The organism is Streptococcus pseudopneumoniae (assembly GCF_001073085.1).
Classification (GTDB): Bacteria; Bacillota; Bacilli; order Lactobacillales; family Streptococcaceae; genus Streptococcus; species Streptococcus pseudopneumoniae_M.
The window spans coordinates 77,869-96,349 of record NZ_JVFV01000043.1 but is presented as its reverse complement, the minus strand read 5'-3'; the positions used below and the strand labels follow the sequence as shown (position 1 = coordinate 96,349).

19 protein-coding genes, 1 pseudogene and 1 CRISPR repeat array (1 of these 21 cut by a window edge) are annotated in these 18,481 nt (G+C 38.4%); of the genes and pseudogenes, 10 read left to right on the top strand and 10 right to left on the bottom strand.

What is annotated here, in order from left to right:
- Positions 1 to 238 precede the first annotated feature (238 nt).
- From ldcB to ADH90_RS09780, 3 genes are read right to left on the bottom strand one after another with little or no spacing between them, the layout of a single operon-like run.
- Entirely contained in the window at positions 239 to 955 is a 717-nt protein-coding gene (gene ldcB / locus ADH90_RS09790; RefSeq protein WP_049531114.1) for an LD-carboxypeptidase LdcB/DacB, read from the bottom strand.
- Positions 956 to 966: 11 nt separating this feature from the next.
- A complete protein-coding gene (locus tag ADH90_RS09785; RefSeq protein ID WP_049531113.1) occupies positions 967 to 1,428 on the bottom strand; it encodes an HIT family protein in 462 nt (153 codons plus the stop codon).
- Between the two features lies 1 nt (position 1,429).
- On the bottom strand, positions 1,430 to 2,467 hold the full coding sequence (locus ADH90_RS09780) for a M42 family metallopeptidase (RefSeq protein ID WP_049531112.1): 1,038 nt from the start codon (positions 2,465 to 2,467) through the stop codon (positions 1,430 to 1,432).
- Between the two features lie 117 nt (positions 2,468 to 2,584).
- Here ADH90_RS09780 and ADH90_RS09775 point away from each other — a divergent pair, with 117 nt between their 5' ends.
- Positions 2,585 to 3,037 (top strand): DUF1307 domain-containing protein, encoded by a 453-nt coding sequence (locus tag ADH90_RS09775; RefSeq protein WP_239682003.1) that lies wholly within the window; start codon positions 2,585 to 2,587, stop codon positions 3,035 to 3,037.
- Between the two features lie 47 nt (positions 3,038 to 3,084).
- Here the strand turns inward: ADH90_RS09775 and brnQ are convergent, their stop codons facing one another.
- The 6 genes from brnQ to ADH90_RS09745 form a co-directional block, all read right to left on the bottom strand.
- Positions 3,085 to 4,410 (bottom strand): branched-chain amino acid transport system II carrier protein, encoded by a 1,326-nt coding sequence (brnQ, locus tag ADH90_RS09770; RefSeq protein ID WP_049531111.1) that lies wholly within the window; start codon positions 4,408 to 4,410, stop codon positions 3,085 to 3,087.
- A gap of 165 nt (positions 4,411 to 4,575) precedes the next feature.
- Positions 4,576 to 4,857: a rhodanese-like domain-containing protein gene (locus tag ADH90_RS09765; protein ID WP_049531110.1), complete on the bottom strand. Its 282-nt coding sequence runs from the start codon at positions 4,855 to 4,857 to the stop codon at positions 4,576 to 4,578.
- Positions 4,854 to 5,444 (bottom strand): uracil-DNA glycosylase family protein, encoded by a 591-nt coding sequence (locus tag ADH90_RS09760; RefSeq protein ID WP_049531109.1) that lies wholly within the window; start codon positions 5,442 to 5,444, stop codon positions 4,854 to 4,856. The genes ADH90_RS09765 and ADH90_RS09760 overlap by 4 nt, the downstream gene beginning before the upstream one ends.
- 50 nt (positions 5,445 to 5,494) lie before the next feature.
- Complete coding sequence (pepV, locus tag ADH90_RS09755; protein ID WP_049531108.1) at positions 5,495 to 6,895, bottom strand: dipeptidase PepV; 1,401 nt, start codon at positions 6,893 to 6,895, stop codon at positions 5,495 to 5,497.
- A 10-nt stretch (positions 6,896 to 6,905) separates the two neighbouring features.
- On the bottom strand, positions 6,906 to 7,511 hold the full coding sequence (locus tag ADH90_RS09750; protein ID WP_049531107.1) for a nitroreductase family protein: 606 nt from the start codon (positions 7,509 to 7,511) through the stop codon (positions 6,906 to 6,908).
- Positions 7,512 to 7,706: 195 nt separating this feature from the next.
- A complete protein-coding gene (locus ADH90_RS09745) occupies positions 7,707 to 8,207 on the bottom strand; it encodes a hypothetical protein (protein WP_000735549.1) in 501 nt (166 codons plus the stop codon).
- A gap of 143 nt (positions 8,208 to 8,350) precedes the next feature.
- On the opposite strand from ADH90_RS09745, the pseudogene ADH90_RS11015 reads away from it, so the two are divergent.
- Positions 8,351 to 8,569: pseudogene (locus ADH90_RS11015) on the top strand (amino acid ABC transporter substrate-binding protein); the annotation flags it as partial.
- Positions 8,570 to 8,632: 63 nt separating this feature from the next.
- Here ADH90_RS11015 and ADH90_RS09740 read toward each other — a convergent pair.
- A complete protein-coding gene (locus tag ADH90_RS09740) occupies positions 8,633 to 9,466 on the bottom strand; it encodes a metallophosphoesterase family protein (protein ID WP_049531105.1) in 834 nt (277 codons plus the stop codon).
- 217 nt (positions 9,467 to 9,683) lie between these two features.
- Here ADH90_RS09740 and ADH90_RS09735 point away from each other — a divergent pair, with 217 nt between their 5' ends.
- From ADH90_RS09735 to csn2, 8 genes are all read left to right on the top strand, one after another.
- Positions 9,684 to 9,878, top strand: coding sequence for a helix-turn-helix transcriptional regulator (locus ADH90_RS09735; protein ID WP_006152985.1), 195 nt, complete (start codon positions 9,684 to 9,686; stop codon positions 9,876 to 9,878).
- 14 nt (positions 9,879 to 9,892) lie between these two features.
- On the top strand, positions 9,893 to 10,435 hold the full coding sequence (locus tag ADH90_RS09730) for a DUF3278 domain-containing protein (RefSeq protein ID WP_049531104.1): 543 nt from the start codon (positions 9,893 to 9,895) through the stop codon (positions 10,433 to 10,435).
- A 10-nt stretch (positions 10,436 to 10,445) separates the two neighbouring features.
- Positions 10,446 to 10,787, top strand: a complete 342-nt coding sequence (locus ADH90_RS09725) for a hypothetical protein (protein ID WP_049531103.1) — start codon at positions 10,446 to 10,448, stop codon at positions 10,785 to 10,787.
- A 12-nt stretch (positions 10,788 to 10,799) separates the two neighbouring features.
- Positions 10,800 to 11,339: a DUF3278 domain-containing protein gene (locus ADH90_RS09720; RefSeq protein WP_049531102.1), complete on the top strand. Its 540-nt coding sequence runs from the start codon at positions 10,800 to 10,802 to the stop codon at positions 11,337 to 11,339.
- A 483-nt stretch (positions 11,340 to 11,822) separates the two neighbouring features.
- Positions 11,823 to 15,953, top strand: coding sequence for a type II CRISPR RNA-guided endonuclease Cas9 (gene cas9, locus ADH90_RS09715; protein ID WP_049531101.1), 4,131 nt, complete (start codon positions 11,823 to 11,825; stop codon positions 15,951 to 15,953).
- Positions 15,953 to 16,819 (top strand): type II CRISPR-associated endonuclease Cas1, encoded by an 867-nt coding sequence (cas1, locus tag ADH90_RS09710; protein ID WP_049531100.1) that lies wholly within the window; start codon positions 15,953 to 15,955, stop codon positions 16,817 to 16,819. The genes cas9 and cas1 overlap by 1 nt, the downstream gene beginning before the upstream one ends.
- Complete coding sequence (gene cas2 / locus ADH90_RS09705) at positions 16,816 to 17,160, top strand: CRISPR-associated endonuclease Cas2 (protein WP_049531098.1); 345 nt, start codon at positions 16,816 to 16,818, stop codon at positions 17,158 to 17,160. The genes cas1 and cas2 overlap by 4 nt, the downstream gene beginning before the upstream one ends.
- Entirely contained in the window at positions 17,150 to 17,812 is a 663-nt protein-coding gene (csn2, locus tag ADH90_RS09700; protein ID WP_049531097.1) for a type II-A CRISPR-associated protein Csn2, read from the top strand. The genes cas2 and csn2 overlap by 11 nt, the downstream gene beginning before the upstream one ends.
- A gap of 90 nt (positions 17,813 to 17,902) precedes the next feature.
- A CRISPR array of direct repeats spans positions 17,903 to 18,481; the repeat unit is 36 nt; unit sequence GTTTTAGAGCTGTGTTGTTTCGAATGGTTCCAAAAC; it runs 1,040 nt beyond the window's last position.

Sequence of the window (18,481 nt, the reverse complement as noted above, 5' to 3'; positions counted from 1 at the left end):
ACATGCCAAAAACTCCACTCGGAGCGTTGACACGCGGTACCATCCGTTTTTATCTGACAAGTCAGACCTTTATTTCTGAATCTATAGGCAAGTGAATTCACCCAGCTTTCATATAGAGAGCTTTCAGTCACGGCTCTCCTCCCTGATATACTTCCCCTGAGATACTAGTCTTGCAGATTCCTATTTAATTATTATTCATTTTATCAAAATTTAAGTAATCTTGCAAGATGTTTTGCGACTAATCAACATAGTCTCCACCTTCAAAGCCATAGTACTCTTCTAAACTGAGACCACTAGCTGCGATTTCTTTGGCTTCTTTGCCAACATAGCGAAGGTGCCATTCCTCAGCCATATAACCCGTTTCCTTTTCCTTACCTTTTAGATAACGAACGACAAAACCATAGTCAGCTGCATGGTCCAAAAGCCATTGGGCTGCCTTTTCTTCAGTGACTAGGTCTCCATTTGTTTCAATCAGGTCAAAAGCCAGACCAGTTTGGTGTTCACTATAACCAGGTCTTGCCGAATAGCGGTCAGCTTCAGCCTTGCCATCTTTATTTACATAGTTTTGATAAAGCTGAGTTTGAGTTTCATAACTTCTAAAGCCACTATAGTGATCACTAATTGGGAAACCTGCTTGTTGCATAGCTGCAATGAGTTTTAACAGTTCTGCCTTTGCAGTAGGATTTTCTCCTGGATTGTAATCTTTTGACATAGGATAATGCTTATTAGCGACAACAATCTCATCGTACTTTCCTTGAATGCTGTAGTGATCTCCTTTGTTGACCACTTCTGCTTTCTTTTGACTAGCTTCTTGAGACTTACTTCCCGCGGTTCCTTCTTCTACAGTCTTTTGTTCTGTAGAAGACTTGGCCTCTGTAGTTGCTGTTTTTTCTTGCGAACATGCCGCCAATGTCAAGGCTAATAATCCTGATAAGATAAGGTATCTTTTTTTCATCTGTTATCCTTTCATTTAATCATCTGGTTTAAAGTCTCAGATAATCTTGCAATCAAGTCTTCTAATTTGCTTCCCTTAACTTGATATTTTTCAGCAATCATTTCTTCCCATGGAACCCACCAAACTGGACCACGATCATTAAGACCGTGTCCCTTCATATCACCCTCTCGTCTTGGAAAAATATGCCAGTGGGCATGTGCATCTACATTTCCTAACAACTCTACATTCATCTTTTCTGCAGAAAAAGCCTTAGAAACAGCTTCCTGAACCAGACTCATTTCCTCTAGAAAGCGAAGTTTAACGCTTGGATCTAGTTGGTGTAGTTCTGTGACATGCTCCTTGGCTAAGAATAGAGTGTAACCTTCAAAATACTGGTGATCTCCAATGACAACATAGCCTGTTTCCAGTTCTTTCACAAAGTAGGGATTGTCACCAGACTTGATGAGTTCAATTCGTTGACAGATGAGGCACATCCTAGTTCACCAACTCACTCTTGAGATAGGCATCAACCATACGTTCAGTTGCTACAACAGAATCAATATGAGTACGCTCGTATGAGTGACTAGATTCAATACCAGCTCCGAGAAGGGCGTGCTTGACCTCTGCTCCAGCTGACATGGCTGCAGAAGCATCCGAACCGTAAAATGGATAGATATCTAGTTTAAATGGAATGTCCTGCTCTTTTGCTAAAGCAACCAGATGTTGACGGAATTCGTAGTGATAAGGACCTGAAGCATCCTTGACACATATAGAGACTGTGTACTCGTCTGTCTGCTGATCATCTCCCATTGCTCCCATGTCTACTGCTAGGTACTCAACAACTTGACTAGGGATACTTGAGTTAGCACCATGCCCCACTTCTTCAAAGACTGAAAAGGCAAAATGCGTAGTGACAGGAAGTTCAATCTCTTCTTCTTTGTAGACTTTGAGGAGATTAAGGAGAATAGCTGCGCTGACCTTGTCATCCAAATGACGAGACTTGATAAAGCCTGTCTCAGTCACGACAGTTCGTGGGTCAAAACTGATAAAGTCTCCAACTTCGATACCGAGTGAGCGTGTTTCTTTTTCGTTGGTAACTTTTTCATCCAAACGCACTTCCATATTGTCCTGTGTACGTTCCGCAGTTCCAGCATCTTTGTAAACGTGACAAGAAGTTTGGTGGATCAAAATCGTACCTGAAACGGTTTTTCCTGTGCTAGCCACATGGACTGTACAGTTTTCGCCTTCAATCATGTTCCAAGGGTAGCCACCGATACGGTCCATCTTGAGACGACCGTCTGGTTTTACAGCACGGACGATAGCTCCCAGAGTATCCACATGAGCAGTCACATAGCGTTGTTGCTCGTCATTTTTACCTTTAACAGTGACGTTGACACCACCCTTAGCCGTGCGGACTGGTTGATAGCCTAGTTTTTCAAGCGTCTCAACTAGATAATTCGTAATTTCACGCGTAAAACCTGTCGGCGATGCAATAGCAGTTAGTTCTTTGATATATTCTACAGTTTGATTCATTTTTTCACCTCTCGTTACCATTATATCACTTTTCCCATCTTAGTATGTGCAAAAAAGAAAAACTTAAATACTTTGATTTTAAAATTAATCTATGATAAAATTAAGTAAAGTATTATGATGAAAGGAATACAAAATGAACAAATATTTCAAAACGACACTTTTCTTAGCCTTGCCTTTGAAAAGAAATCAGAATTAAAAACTGCTACCTTTGTGAACGATTCTCAGCCTGGTGTCGTATCAACCTTAACATATACGGTTGACGGTGATAATGTTGTCAAACAAACTGCTCATAATGTCGCTGATCCTGAAGTCCTCAATAATACAGCAGATGCTGTAAAAAGTGTTCTTGAAGAAACCTACAAAGGCTATAAGGGACTTAAAGGGGTAACTTTCTCAATCGAAGTTAAAGATGGTAAAGTCGTTCAAGATCTTGAAATCGATCTTTCAGTTGCAAGCATTGACGAACTTAGAAAAGCTCTACCAGAAGAATACTCAGGCGTTGGAAAAAACGTAAGTTTTAAAGCTTCTAAGAAAATGTTAACAGACCTTGGTTATACAGAAAAAAACTAAGCAACTAAGACTAAATAGAAAAAACTTGGCCGATGCCAAGTTTTTTTCTATTCCATTTCAAAAGCTTCACTTTCTTGTTTATTTGGAAGAACAAGAGAAAGTAGAATTCCGATAATAGCTGGTACCAACCATGGCAGAGAAGCCTCCGCAAATGGTAGAGCGTTCACGATATTTGCAAGGATCTCAACTTTAAAAGTAGATCCTAAAACACTTGCAATAGCAATGGCTGTGACAATACCAACAGTTAATTGCATTCCTGGTTTAGAAAGAGCAACAAACTTGTTCACAATCACAATCATGACAATGGCAATCGTAATTGGGTACAAAATAACGAGAACTGGTACAGAGTACTTAACAATAGCACTCAAACCAAGATTTGCAATGGCAAAACCAATCAAGGTAAAGACAGTCGCATAAACCTTGTAGCTGATTTGTGGGAAACGTCCGTTAAAGAACTCAGCAGTTGATACAATCAACCCTACAGTCGTTGTAAAGCAAGTAACGGTTACCATAGCCGCAAGGAAAAGCTGAGCAGTAGAACCAAAGATTTCTTGAGTCGCTTGAGACAAGATATAAACTCCAGGAGTTCCGCTCTTCATTGCTTCTTCTGTTACTGGGAAATGATTGCCCAAGAAACCTAGACCGATGTAGAGAGCACTAAATCCAAGAGCTACAACGATTCCAACCACCCAAATGGTTGAAATGTACTCTTTCTTGTTTGAAAAACCAAGTTGTTTCAAGGTTTGTACTGCAATAACACTGAAGGCAACCGAAGCAAGCGCGTCAAGTGTATTGTATCCTTCTAAGAAACCAGCTCCAAAGGCGGAAGCTTGATAAGCTCCTGAAGCCGCTTGTGGTGCGTTCCCACCATACTTGTAAGCTCCAAGGATAACCAGAATAACAATTAAGATGGCAAAAACTGGAGTCAGAACACGGCCGATACGATCCAAAATCTTTGAAGGATTAAGCGCGATTAAGTATGCTGCAACAAAGTATAGAACGGTGAAGACAATCAAACCTAAACCTTTATCTGCTTGATCTAATAGCGGACTAATACCAACTTCAAATGATGTCGTTGCTGTACGTGGAATGGCAAAGAATGGACCAATCGACAAGTACAAAGCTGCAAGATAAATTGTCGCAAACCATGGTGAAATTTTCTTAGAAATTTCATAGATATAGCCCTTTGGATTAAGGGTTCCAATGATTAAGGTTAGGACGGCAATCCCAACACCTGAAAATACAAATCCTGCAATGGCAGGGAGAAAGTTTTCTCCAGACTGTGCGCCTAGAGTTGGAGGGAAAATCAAGTTACCTGCTCCAAAAAATATTCCAAACAGGAGTAATCCTGTTAAAGCACCTTTTTTAGCCATAAACTCTCCTTATTAAAAATAAAATACTTTCTTAGTATAACATGATTAAAGTCTAGAAAAGGCTGTCACGAAACAATTCTGAAATGTTTTCAATTTTCCGAATTTTAATGCAAAAAAATCCTTCGAAGCCTTCCCATTTTTTAAAGGTTTCGAAGGAAATTTTTCTTATTCAAAGGCATCCATGCCACCTTGGACATTGATGACCTCATAGCCTTGTTCTGCTAAAAATTGGCAGGCACGTGCTGAACGCATTCCTGACTTACAAATCACATAGTAAGGCTGGGTTTTATCTAGTTGCTCATAAGTATCTGCCAGTTGACTGAGAGGGAAATTACGAGCACCTTCTAAATGAAGAACCTCAAATTCCTCTACTTCTCTCACATCCAATACAGAAAGCGCCTCTTTCTGATAAAGCTGGTAAAAATTGTTAAAAGTAATTTCTTTCATTTTTCTTCTCCGAGAATTTTTTGTATTCTATCTTTCAAGTCAGGCACCACTTCTGCCTCAAACCAAGGATTTTTCTTCATCCAGATTTGATTACGTGGTGATGGGTGTACCAGAGGGAAATAATCAGGCAAATAATCTTTAAATCGATGCACACGGTCTGTTACCTTGCCACTAACTTTCTCATGTAGATAGTAGGCTTGGGCATACTGACCAATCAAGAGTGTTAATTGAATATCTGGCAATTCCTTCAAGAGTTCTGGATGCCATTTTTCTGCAAAACCTGGACGAGGTGGCAGGTCACCCGATTTTCCATGTCCTGGAAAGTAAAAATCCATAGGCATGACTGCAAAGTAACCTGAGTTATAAAACGTGTCTTCATCCACACCCAACCATTCTCGCAAACGATCCCCACTTTTATCCTTCCAGTAAAGTCCTGCTTCTTGAGTTTTGAGACCAGGTGCCTGCCCAATGATATTGATTCGAGCAGTCTTTGGTGCTGCAAAAAGAGGTTGGATGCCTTGCTTAGTATAGCTGGCATTCTGTGGATCCTCTATAATAGCTTGCTTGATTCTTTCAATTTGAGACATTTTCTCCTCCAAAAAGAAGTCTAAGCATTAAATCTCAGACTTCTATATCATTATTTGATCAATTCGTAAATAGCTTCAGCGTAGATAGCTGCTGCACTGAAGAGATCATCCAAGGCGATAAATTCGTTGGCTTGGTGCATAGTATCGATAGAATCTGGGAACATAGCACCGTAAGCGACACCACGCTCTAACAAACGTCCAAATGTTCCACCACCGATGACTTGTTCGTGACCTTTAAGACCTGTTTGTTTTTCATAAACATCAAGCAAAGTTTTAACAAGAGGATCTTCCATTGGAACATAGTGAGGTGTATGTCCGTGTTCAGACAAGCTAACTGAAACAACTGGTAAGTTTTCAAGAACTGACTTGATTTGCTCTGGACTTGTTCCTTTTGGATAACGGAAGTTAAGGGCAATGGTATTGTCAGCACTTGTTTCATCAAAGCGGAAGACACCAGCATTCATAGAAAGGGCACCCATCTTTTCATCCACATGAGCCACTTTCAAGTTCTTCCCTTCATGGTCATTCAAGAGAATCTTACCAGCAATATCGAGGTAGTCTTTTGCAGGTCCTTCAAAAGCAAACTGGCTGAGGAAGAGAGCAAGGTAAGTTGCACCATTGACACCTGAAGCAGGCATAGCACCGTGAGCAGATTTACCGATAATCGTAACCTTGTACTTGCCGTTCTCTTCTTGAATGTCTCCTCTAAGCTTGTGCTCTGCAACAAAGGCATCTAGTTTCACTTGCAAATCAGCCAAGTCACCTGAAACAACAGCTGTTGCTGACTCAGGTACCATGTTTTCACGCAAACCACCTGTGAAGCTGTGGAGACGAGCTGCACCCTTGTTTTCACCAGCAAAGTGAAGATATTCTGTGATATTCCCTTTTTCACCATTGATGATAGGGAACTCCGCATCTGGAGAGAAGCCAAAGTCTGGTTTTGCAAGTCCTACATGCTCAAAGTAGTAGTCCATATCTGCCCAACCTGATTCTTCATCAGTTCCGACGATAAAACGAACTTTTTTAGAAGTTGGAAGTCCCAATTCTTTGATGATTTTCAAACCATAGTAACATGCTGTTGTTGGTCCCTTATCATCAGAAGCACCACGCGCATAGAGACGACCATCTTTGATGGTTGGAGTATAAGGATCAGTGTCCCAACCGCTACCTGCTGGCACTACATCCATGTGGGCAAAAATTCCAAGAACTTCTTCACCTTCACCAAACTCAAAATGTCCTGCATAGTTGTCAACATTTTTTGTTGGGTAGCCATCACGGTCAGCGATTTCAAGGAATTTCTCCAAAGCTTTTACTGGTCCAGGTCCAAATGGATGTTGCGCATCTACCTTGCTGTCATCACGTTCTGAGTTGATTTCCAAAAGGCTAAACAAGTCAGCCAAGAGGTCTTCTTTACGTTTTTCTACTTCTGCTGTAAAATCAATAACTGTCATTTTTTTCTTCCTATCTTTTTTCGATAATTTCATCAACTGGCAAGCGGTAACTTGGTTCTAACTTCTCATCTGTGTATCCCACTGTAATCAAGAGCTCTGGACGGAAGCGTCCTTCGATTTCCAAGACTTCATTGACTTTTGATTTGTCAAAACCAAGGATAATGTTTGATCCGATTCCTTGGTCAGTCAATGCAAGGACCAAGTTCATAGCTACAAGCCCAGCATTAAGAGCCAAGTAGTCACTGACTTGCTGTTCGTTATAACGTGCAAATTCTGCTGGAAGATTTTTCATAAAGTACTGTAGTTGTTCTTCTGAGAAGTTCTTTGCTCCACCTACACGGGCAATCTTGCGAGCGCGTTTGGCTAGGTCTGTATCAGTAAACAAGGCAATGGTTACAGGGGCAGATGCTACTTGCTCAAAGTTTGAACCGTAAGCCAATTTTGCTAGCTCAGCATTTCTCTCGCGAACCACAACAAACTTCCAAGGCTGACTGTTGTGAGCGCTTGGTGCCAAGGTTGCGATTTCAATAGCTGTTCGAACATCCTTGGGATCAACCGGTTTATCAATAAAATGCTTTGTCGCATGACGTTTTTTATTTAACTCAAGAAATTTCATAATTGATTTCCTTTTCTATTTCTACTGCTTCCATTTTACCATATTTTGAAAGAGCTTGCAGAGTTTTTTCATAATGTAGAGATCTTTATCCCAACTCTTAATCAGGAATTACAAGCTTTTCGATTTAGTTGTAAGCCATAATAAAAACTTTCTGCACAAGAAAAAGTAGACGATTAGTCGCCTACTTTACTCATATTATTGCGCTGATACAATTTTACTTGCAGATTCAATCGCTTGTTTCATGCCATCACGTGCAGTCTTCAACTGTTGGAGAAAGACAGTACGTGCTTCTGCAGGCATTTCTGTATCGTCAGAACCTGCGCTTGACAAGCCATCATTAAACGCTTTTCTTGAAGTCTCTAGTGAGTTAAGGGCAGGCTCTACTTGTTGTTTATAAGCATCTTTTTGAGCCTCAGGAACTTTGTCACCGATTTCTTCAACATATTTCTTATAGCCGTCAATCAACTTACCAAAAAGAGTTTTCATATCTCCAATTGTTTTAGCGTTGTCAATTTCTTCATCTGTTAGAAGAGTAACTTCAGATGTGTTTGTCTTTGAGTTATCTGTTTTTGATGAAGCTGATGTTTGTTCAGTCGAGCTTGAAGCTTTACTTGCAGAATCAGAAGATTTATTTCCACAAGCTGCTAAAGTTGCAACTGATAAGAGCACAAGGCCCGCAGTAAGAAGTTTTTTCATGACTATCTCCTTTAAATAGTTTTATGATACCTGTATTTTAAAATAAAATAATTTCATTGTCAAACATTTACCGAATTATTGAAGCTAAAAAGCTCATTGAGTTCACTATTTATAAAATCTTTAATAAATTTATCGAATATTTTCAAAAAATTATCCAAGACCGTTGTTTAAACTTGAATGTAGTTGACTTGGAAAGCAATGATAATCCAAACAGCTAAATTATCTTTGCAAGCGACCAAAAAGAATTTAAAGAACAATTTGACAAGGTTCTCAAAGAACTCTACCAAGATGGAACCCTTGAAAAACTCAGCAAGACTTACCTCGGTGGTTCTTACCTACCAGATCAATCTCAATTACAATAAGATATATTAAAAACGATTGGCTAGTCCAATCGTTTATTTAGTATCTGTTCGTTAAAGCACCTTTTACAAAAAATCAAAATAATCCTTGACATCCTCTACATATCCATGCTTTTCAATTAGACTAGCTAAGAGTTCTAGATTGTGTCCCCGATAGTTGCCTTCTCGACGTAGTTCTTCGTACATTTCGATAAAAGGAAGGCCTTTTTCCTTGGCTGATTCTAACTCTGCTTCATAGTCATAGGCAACCTTACGAAATTGGATATTGACCAATTCACCATTTTCAATCTCAAGTAAGGCATACTGGGCTCGGTGATTTTTCAGCTCTTTCCAGTTAAAATAAGGCATACCAATCGAACCTGGATTGATGATTTGTTGCCCTTGGCTACCATAACGCAAGAGCTGTTTATGAACATGTCCATAGACGGCTACATCAGTAGTTTCATCAAGTAGCTGGTCAAATTTTTCGGTATCATTTTCAACCAGCAAATCACCACCATAATTTTTCTCAGGCAAATTATGAGAAAGTGAGAAGCGCAAGCCTTCGACTTCTTTCTTGGCTATCATAGGTAGCTTTCTCAACCAATCAATATGCTCGGGGTTTATGCGCTCCATCAGATACTGAGTCATCCTGAGAAACTGAATTTCTTCGGGATCTTCTAGACCATATTGCCCATCTAAAGCCTCTAAGACACAATCATCCCAGTTCCCTCGAACCGATGCTGTAATGGGTAGGTCTTTCAAAAGAGCCACCAAGTCATTTGCTCCCGGCCCAGGAAGAAAAATATCTCCCAGAAGCCAATATTCAGTCGCCCCCAAATTTTTAGCGTCTTCAAGCACTCCAGCCAAGGCCGTCGTGTTACCATGAATGTCTGATAAAATTGCAATCTTATGGTTCATTTTCTGCTCTTTCTTTAGTGGATAGCTTTCAGTCTATCCAATTCACTCTTATAATTCTGTACTTTTCTCCATTATACCATAAAATTGCTAGAAGATTTTATAATGGAAATATTCTCATCAACATTCTTTTAAAAATATGTCAAAAATAGTTGACATTTTATTTTCAAAAGAATATACTATAGTCAAATATATGTGACATAAATAAAAAGGAGGAAGCATGAATCGTGTGAAAGAATTCCGCAAGGAACTGGGCAAGTCCCAACTCGAACTTGCCAAGGATATCGGTGTCTCGAGGCAAACTATCAACATGATTGAAAACGACAAGTACAATCCAACCTTGGAACTCTGTCTCAATCTCGCCCGCAGCCTCCAAACTGACCTCAACAGTCTCTTTTGGGAGGATGATTTTTAAAAAGGAGAAGAAAAATGAAAAAAGAACCCCTCAATGAAAAATTGATCAAACGTATCTATGGCATTTCAGGGCCACTTGATGAACACAAACGGCGCGAGGCTGACCACATCGGGAATAATATCTTTATGGTTCTCTTTTACCTCATGACTTTAGGCAATCTTATTCCCTTTGTCCTTTCTTTTAGATATCCCCAAGTAGTCGCTTTTGGATATCCAATCATTATCTTTCTGATTTCCATGGTTTGTGCTTTCTATGTCACTAGTCAAACTAAAAAAACTGGTATTGCTGCTATCGATCCTGATATGTTGAGCCAGAAGGAAAAGAAACAGTTACGTAATCCTGGCCTTAAAGCTGGACTTTTCTATGGAATCTTTATGTTCTTTGGCATACCACTTCTCCATATCCTAATGGATGATAGCAAAAGCTATCTTACCGCTCTTTTGAATACAAGAAGTATTTTGTCAACCATCGTTGCAGCCTTCTTTTTCGTATTAACAGTGCATATTGTCGTCACTCTTCGTATTCAAAAAGCTAGAGAAGATCAAGACGACGATTAGGAGGAAACTTATGAAATCACTATTAACTTTAATTCTCAGCCATATTTTGATCAGTATCTTTATGACAGTTTTCCTAGTTTATGGCCAAATTACGCGTCCTTTTCTGATTATCTTCCTCTTAGCCCTTCCTGTCTTGAACAAAGGACAAAGATTACAGAAAATTAAATCAAAAAAAAGACGCCTCTTAAACGCATCTCTCTGCTTTATCCTCGTATCTTTCCCACAACTGATAACGAATTCTATGGATTGGAGATATCTACTATTTCTAACCATCTGTATTGTTTTTAGTCTAGTCTACTTCTATACTCTCTATCAACTCTTTAAAGAAGTTAATCAAAAACAATGTTATTAAGAGGTCCCTACCATGAAAAAAGAAGACTTAACAACTCGCTTACTTCGAAATTTCTTTCATATCCAAGGACCCTTTGATGAATGCCGTCAAGAGGTCATCTACAAGGCTTGTGCCCGTTCCATGGTCCAAATCTTTTACTCTTCCTTCCTTCTCTTCCTATTCTATATTTTGTTCGGACGCTTTATAGAAATCGTTCGAATGGCTATGCCCTATCTCTACTTCTTGATGATTTTTGCCCTCAGTCTCAAGGCAAGATATTCTACTAGAGGGCTCCACTTAGAAGATGATGATCAATCCGAGATTCCACAAATCACTTACAGCAAGCAGCAAATCAAGTTAAGAAGTTGGTTAGTTGGAACTAGCATCACAACTCTCTACTTATTTATCCTATTTTCTAAAAAAGTACTTTTTGAAAATCACTCGATCATAGATTTCTTCTTGCAGTTTTTAGAACTCAAAATGATCGCTTTTTTCCTACTAGTAGGACTTGGAGTAGGATCAATCTTCGGTACTATGACTTATTATTTTTTATCCGAACATGAAGAACAGTAGGAGAAAGCTTGGATAAGGGGTTATAAACCAATTTGAAAAACTCAATTTTACGAAACAACTAAATATATTTCCATTATAAAACGCATAATATCAAGGTTTTTGAATGCTTGATATTATGCGTTTTTATGATTTTAAAGACCGCTTGTCTCATCTCTCTTTAAAAAGAAAAAGCCATCTTTGCAGATGACTTCCTAGCAACCGAATCGGAGCTCACTTTTTCAAGTTGTGTACGGACAAAGCCTTATTTTAACTTGCTGTGTTGTTTCGAATAGTTCCAACACTTGTATTCTATACTATTATTTAGAAAATAGCAAGAAAAAATCTATATAAAACAAAATAACATTATATTTTAAAACTTTCACGTTGGAAACGTTTTATATTTTGTTGATTTTAATAGTCAAAAGATATATAATCTATCTAAGATTAATATATTAGCATTTGCTAATAAGAACTTAAAAAGTATAACTCAAAGGAGAACACTAAATGAGCAATAAACCTTACTCTATCGGACTTGATATCGGAACTAACAGCGTCGGATGGGCCGTCATTACGGATGACTATAAGGTGCCATCGAAAAAGATGAAAGTTCTGGGCAATACTGATAAACACTTTATCAAGAAAAATCTAATCGGAGCTTTATTATTTGATGAAGGGACTACTGCTGAAGATAGACGTCTAAAACGAACCGCACGCCGTCGCTATACCCGTCGAAAAAATCGTCTTCGCTATCTTCAAGAAATCTTTTCTGAGGAAATAAGCAAGGTGGATAATAGTTTCTTTCATCGATTAGATGACTCCTTTTTAGTCCCTGAGGATAAAAGAGGAAGTAAATACCCTATTTTTGCTACCTTGACAGAAGAAAAAGAATACTATAAGCAATTTCCAACTATCTATCATTTGAGAAAGCAACTAGCGGATTCGAAGGAAAAAGCTGACTTGCGCTTAATCTATCTGACATTAGCTCATATGATTAAATACCGCGGACATTTTTTATATGAAGAATCCTTTGATATTAAAAACAATGATATCCAAAAAATCTTTAACGAGTTTATAAGCATTTACGACAACACCTTTGAAGGAAGTTCACTTAGTGGACAAAACGCACAAGTAGAAGCGATTTTTACTGATAAAATTAGTAAATCTACCAAGAGAGAACGCGTTCTAAAACTCTTTCCTGATCAAAAATCCACTGGTTTGTTTTCAGAATTTCTCAAGTTAATTGTAGGAAATCAGGCTGATTTTAAAAAACATTTTGACTTAGAAGAAAAAGCCCCACTACAATTCTCTAAAGATACCTATGATGAGGATTTGGAAAACTTACTCGGACAAATTGGAGATGACTTTGCTGATCTTTTTCTAGTTGCTAAAAAACTCTATGACGCCATCCTTCTATCAGGAATCTTAACCGTTACAGATCCTTCAACCAAGGCTCCACTGTCAGCATCTATGATTGAGCGCTATGAAAATCACCAAAAAGATTTGGCAGCTTTAAAACAATTCATCAAAAACAATCTTCCAGAAAAATATGATGAAGTTTTTTCTGACCAATCTAAAGAGGGGTATGCTGGATACATCGATAGCAAGACCACTCAAGAAGCATTTTACAAATACATCAAAAACCTTCTCTCTAAGATTGACGGAGCAGACTATTTACTTGATAAAATCGAACGTGAAGATTTCTTGAGAAAACAACGCACCTTCGATAATGGTTCTATTCCTCATCAAATTCATCTTCAAGAAATGAATGCCATTCTCCGTCGACAAGGAGAACATTATCCATTCCTGAAGGAAAACAGAGAAAAGATTGAGAAAATCTTGACCTTCCGCATTCCATACTATGTTGGCCCATTGGCTCGTGGCAATCGAGATTTTGCTTGGCTTACTCGAAATTCTGACCAAGCAATACGCCCCTGGAATTTTGAAGAAATTGTTGATAAAGCAAGCTCTGCGGAAGCTTTCATCAATAAGATGACTAACTATGACTTGTATCTCCCAGAAGAAAAAGTTTTACCCAAGCATAGTCTGTTGTATGAAACATTTGCTGTCTATAATGAATTAACAAAAGTAAAATTCATTGCAGAAGGATTGAGAGACTATCAATTCCTTGATAGTGGACAGAAGAAGAAAATTATCAATCAATTATTCAAAGAGAAAAGAAAAGTAACTGAAAAAGACCTCATCCATTATCTACACAATGTCGACGGCTACGATGGAATCGAACTAAAAGGGATTGAAAAACAATTTAATGCCAGCCTTTCTACTTATCATGATTTACTCAAAATTATCAAAGATAAGAGGTTTATGGATGAACCTAAAAATCAAGAAATCCTTGAAAATATCGTCCATACGCTAACTATCTTTGAAGATCGCGAAATGATTAAGCAGCGCCTTGCTCAATACGCCTCTATCTTTGATGAGAAAGTGATTAAAACACTGACTCGTCGACACTATACTGGTTGGGGAAAACTCTCTGCCAAGCTGATTAACTGCATCCGTGATAGAAAGACAGGCAAAACGATTCTTGATTATCTGATTGATGATGGTTACAACAATCGTAACTTTATGCAGTTAATCAATGATGATGGGCTTTCTTTTAAAGAAATTATCCAAGAATCACAAGTGGTTGGTAAGCCAGACGATGTGAAGCAAATTGTCCAAGAACTTCCAGGGAGTTCTGCTATTAAAAAAGGAATTTTACAAAGTATTAAACTTGTCGATGAGCTTGTCAAAGTTATGGGCCACGACCCTGAATCCATTGTAATTGAAATGGCACGAGAGAATCAGACAACTGCAAGAGGGAAAAAGAATTCCCAACAAAGATACAAACGCATTGAAGATTCACTGAAAATCTTAGCATCTGGGCTCAACTCCAATATCCTAAAAGAACATCCAACAGATAACATTCAACTTCAGAATGACCGTCTCTTCCTTTACTATCTCCAAAATGGAAAAGATATGTACACAGGAAATCCACTTGATATTAATCATCTGAGTAGCTATGACATAGACCATATCATTCCACAGGCCTTTATTAAGGATGATTCGCTTGATAACCGTGTACTAACAAGCTCCAAAGACAATAGAGGTAAATCTGATAATGTTCCAAGTCTAGAGGTTGTTCAAAAAAGAAAAGCTTTTTGGCAACAATTGTTGGAATCGAAGTTAATTTCAGAACGTAAATTTAATAATTTAACCAAGGCTGAACGAGGTGGACTAAATGAGCGAGATAAAGTTGGCTTTATCAAACGTCAGTTGGTTGAAACACGGCAAATCACAAAGCATGTTGCACAGATCTTAGATTCTCGCTTTAATACAAAAGTGAATGAGAAAAACCAGAAAATCCGTACCGTCAAAATCATCACTTTGAAATCCAATCTAGTTTCCAACTTTCGCAAAGAATTTAGGTTATACAAGGTGCGGGAAATCAATGACTACCACCATGCACATGATGCCTATTTAAATGCAGTGGTTGCTAAGGCTATCCTTAAGAAATATCCTAAACTAGAGCCTGAATTTGTCTACGGTGACTACCAAAAGTACGATCTTAAAAGATACATCTCAAGAAGTAGAGACCCTAAAGAAATTGAAAAAGCAACTGAAAAGTATTTCTTCTACTCAAACTTGTTGAACTTCTTTAAAGAAGAGGTGCATTACGCAGACGGAACCATCGTAAAAAGAGAGAATATCGAATACTCCAAGGATACTGGAGAAATTGCTTGGAATAAGGAAATAGATTTCGCTACAATCAGAAAAATTCTTTCACTTTCGCAGGTGAATATTGTGAAGAAGACAGAAGAGCAAACCGTTGGACAAAATGGTGGTCTGTTTGATAACAATATTGTGTCCAAGAAAAAAGTAGTCGACGCAAGTAAACTAATCCCTATCAAATCCGGTCTATCACCTGAAAAGTATGGTGGCTATGCAAGACCTACAATCGCTTATTCAGTTCTTGTTATAGCAGATATTGAAAAAGGAAAGGCTAAAAAATTAAAAAGAATTAAAGAGATGGTTGGAATAACCATTCAAGATAAAAAGAAATTTGAAGCAAATCCAACCGCCTATCTCGAAGAATATGGTTATAAAAATATCAATCCTAATCTTATTATAAAACTACCTAAGTATAGTCTCTTTAAGTTTAATGATGGACAGCGAAGATTATTAGCAAGCTCTATTGAATTGCAAAAAGGTAACGAATTGATTTTACCTTACCATTTCACTACTTTGCTTTACCACGCACAGCGAATTAATAAAATTAGTGAACCAATTCATAAACAGTATGTAGAAACACATCAAAGTGAATTTGAAGAATTATTAACAACAATCATTTCTTTATCTAAAAAATATATCCAAAAACCAATTGTTGAATCATTATTACAACAAGCGTTTGAGCAAGCCGATAAAGATATTTATCAGTTAAGCGAATCCTTTATCTCGCTCTTGAAACTCACCTCATTTGGAGCTCCTGGAGCTTTTAGATTTCTTGGTGTTGAAATTAGTCAATCAAATGTACGATATCAATCTGTGTCTTCTTGTTTCAACGCCACCCTCATCCACCAATCCATCACTGGTCTCTACGAGACTCGGATTGACTTAAGTAAACTAGGAGAAGACTAATGGGATGGAGAACCGTTGTAGTCAATACGCACTCTAAACTCTCATACAAGAACAACCACTTGATTTTTAAAGATGCCTCTCGGACAGAGTTGATTCACCTGTCCGAGGTGGACATCTTACTTTTGGAGACAACGGATATCGTTCTCTCTACTATGCTGATAAAGCGCTTGGTGGATGAAAATATTCTGGTCATCTTTTGTGATGATAAACGCTTGCCGACGGCATACTTAATGCCTTACTATGGCCGACATGATTCCAGTTTGCAACTCTCTCGGCAAATCACATGGAGTGAGGACGCTAAGACACAAGTTTGGACCTCCATTATTGCACAAAAAATTCTCAATCAAGCTTTTTATCTAGGGAGTTGTGGTTTTCTAGAAAAGAGTCAGTCGGTCATTGATCTTTATCATGGTTTAGATTTATTTGATCCTAGTAACCGTGAGGGACACGCGGCTCGTATATATTTCAACACCTTGTTTGGGAATGATTTTAGTCGTGAGCAAGATAGTGATGTCAACGCCGCCTTGGACTACGGCTATACCTTGATTTTGAGTATGTTTGCGCGTGAGATTGTGTTGTCTGGCTGCATGACTCAGTTCGGCTTGAAACATGCTAATCAGTTTAATCAATTCAACCTCGCTAGCGATATTATGGAGCCTTTTCGTCCGATTATTGACAGAATCGTCTATGAAAATCGAAACAGTTCTTTTGCCAAAATCAAGCGAGAACTTTTCGCTATTTTCTCGGACACCTTTCACTACAATGGTAAAGATATGTATCTGACCAATATCGTCAGCGACTATACCAAGAAAGTCATTCAAGCTCTCAATCAACCTGAGAAAGGAGTTCCTGAGTTTAGGATATGAGTTATCGATATATGCGTATGATTTTAATGTTTGATATGCCGGTTGATACCGCAGAGGAACGCAAGGCCTATCGGAAATTTCGGAAGTTCCTCATAGATGAAGGATTTATCATGCACCAATTCTCCATCTATAGCAAACTTTTGCTCAATAACTCTGCTAATAATGCTATGATTGAACGCCTTAAGGCGCACAATCCTAAAAAAGGGACCATCACTCTCTTAACCGTAACAGAAAAACAATTTTCTCGCATGATTTACTTAAATGGCGAGCGAAATACCAGCATAGCAAACTCAGATGCTCGTTTGGTCTTTCTAGGAGAGGAGCCTGGAGATGAAGATTAATTTTCCACTATTGGATGAACCATTAGCTGTTGAAAATGCAACTTTTTTAGTGTTGGAAGACCAGTTTACCTTTTCAACTATCGTCAAGCAATTCTACCAGTACACTGATGAAGGGGAGTTGAAGTTATTTGATAGAAATCTAAAAGCTCTGAAAGAGTCCGAGTTACTACTGATAACAGATGTCTTAGGATACAATCTCAACTCACCTGCCATGCTCAAGCTGATACATGCGGATCTTGAAAATCAACTCAATGACAAACCCGAAGTCAAGTCCATGATTGAAAAGCTGGTAGCTACGATTACAGAATTACTGGCATTTGAGTGTTTGGAAAACGAATTGGACTTGGAGTACGACGAAATCACCATTCTAGAGTTGATCGATGCGCTAGGGGTCAAAGTGGAAACTCTGAGTGATACACCTTTTGAAAAGATGCTAGAGATTGTCCAGGTTTTTAAATATCTTTCGAAAAAGAAACTCCTTGTTTTCATCAATGCATCTGCCTATCTATCAAAGGATGAGTTAGTAAATCTGATAGAGTATATCCAACTCAATCAACTAAGAGTTTTATTTATCGAACCTCGAAAAGTCTATGATTTTCCGCAGTATGTGATGGATCAAGACTATTTCTTGAACCCTGAAAATATGGTATAATAAGAGTAACAATTGGAACCTAACGAGCTGAAGTCTGGCTGGGACGAATGGCGCGATTACGAAATTTCGTGAGAAAAATTTTTCTACGAGGTTTTAGAGCTGTGTTGTTTCGAATGGTTCCAAAACAGCGGGGGCGTGGGGAGTTCATAATAAGAAGTTTTAGAGCTGTGTTGTTTCGAATGGTTCCAAAACGATTATGCTGGAAAGAACTTGATTGAGTATGTTTTAGAGCTGTGTTGTTTCGAATGGTTCCAAAACCCCTGTGTGTGTCTTACGTTCCACAAGACCGTTTTAGAGCTGTGTTGTTTCGAATGGTTCCAAAACCCATATCTCAAACAGTTACCCAATAAATACGTTTTAGAGCTGTGTTGTTTCGAATGGTTCCAAAACTAATTCCCAGGGTAATGTCGGTGAGTTTACGTTTTAGAGCTGTGTTGTTTCGAATGGTTCCAAAACTAGAAACGGAAGATTATGAGAAATTCTGTTGTTTTAGAGCTGTGTTGTTTCGAATGGTTCCAAAACGCTTTCCACTAACCCTTTGTATGTCTTTTTGTTTTAGAGCTGTGTTGTTTCGAATGGTTCCAAAACCACAGAAGCTTCAACGGTTTGAGTTTTTCAGTTTTAGAGCTGTGTTGTTTCGAATGGTTCCAAAACCGGGCGATACTGGAT

Excerpts from the sequence above, each read along its gene's own strand:
- ldcB (WP_049531114.1), bottom strand. The coding sequence starts at position 955 with ATGAAAAAAAGATACCTTATCTTATCAGGATTATTAGCCTTGACATTG.
- ADH90_RS09785 (WP_049531113.1), bottom strand. The coding sequence starts at position 1,428 with ATGTGCCTCATCTGTCAACGAATTGAACTCATCAAGTCTGGTGACAAT.
- ADH90_RS09780 (WP_049531112.1), bottom strand. The coding sequence starts at position 2,467 with ATGAATCAAACTGTAGAATATATCAAAGAACTAACTGCTATTGCATCG.
- ADH90_RS09775 (WP_239682003.1), top strand. The coding sequence starts at position 2,585 with ATGAAAGGAATACAAAATGAACAAATATTTCAAAACGACACTTTTCTT.
- brnQ (WP_049531111.1), bottom strand. The coding sequence starts at position 4,410 with ATGGCTAAAAAAGGTGCTTTAACAGGATTACTCCTGTTTGGAATATTT.
- ADH90_RS09765 (WP_049531110.1), bottom strand. The coding sequence starts at position 4,857 with ATGAAAGAAATTACTTTTAACAATTTTTACCAGCTTTATCAGAAAGAG.
- ADH90_RS09760 (WP_049531109.1), bottom strand. The coding sequence starts at position 5,444 with ATGTCTCAAATTGAAAGAATCAAGCAAGCTATTATAGAGGATCCACAG.
- pepV (WP_049531108.1), bottom strand. The coding sequence starts at position 6,895 with ATGACAGTTATTGATTTTACAGCAGAAGTAGAAAAACGTAAAGAAGAC.
- ADH90_RS09750 (WP_049531107.1), bottom strand. The coding sequence starts at position 7,511 with ATGAAATTTCTTGAGTTAAATAAAAAACGTCATGCGACAAAGCATTTT.
- ADH90_RS09745 (WP_000735549.1), bottom strand. The coding sequence starts at position 8,207 with ATGAAAAAACTTCTTACTGCGGGCCTTGTGCTCTTATCAGTTGCAACT.
- ADH90_RS09740 (WP_049531105.1), bottom strand. The coding sequence starts at position 9,466 with ATGAACCATAAGATTGCAATTTTATCAGACATTCATGGTAACACGACG.
- ADH90_RS09735 (WP_006152985.1), top strand. The coding sequence starts at position 9,684 with ATGAATCGTGTGAAAGAATTCCGCAAGGAACTGGGCAAGTCCCAACTC.
- ADH90_RS09730 (WP_049531104.1), top strand. The coding sequence starts at position 9,893 with ATGAAAAAAGAACCCCTCAATGAAAAATTGATCAAACGTATCTATGGC.
- ADH90_RS09725 (WP_049531103.1), top strand. The coding sequence starts at position 10,446 with ATGAAATCACTATTAACTTTAATTCTCAGCCATATTTTGATCAGTATC.
- ADH90_RS09720 (WP_049531102.1), top strand. The coding sequence starts at position 10,800 with ATGAAAAAAGAAGACTTAACAACTCGCTTACTTCGAAATTTCTTTCAT.
- cas9 (WP_049531101.1), top strand. The coding sequence starts at position 11,823 with ATGAGCAATAAACCTTACTCTATCGGACTTGATATCGGAACTAACAGC.
- cas1 (WP_049531100.1), top strand. The coding sequence starts at position 15,953 with ATGGGATGGAGAACCGTTGTAGTCAATACGCACTCTAAACTCTCATAC.
- cas2 (WP_049531098.1), top strand. The coding sequence starts at position 16,816 with ATGAGTTATCGATATATGCGTATGATTTTAATGTTTGATATGCCGGTT.
- csn2 (WP_049531097.1), top strand. The coding sequence starts at position 17,150 with ATGAAGATTAATTTTCCACTATTGGATGAACCATTAGCTGTTGAAAAT.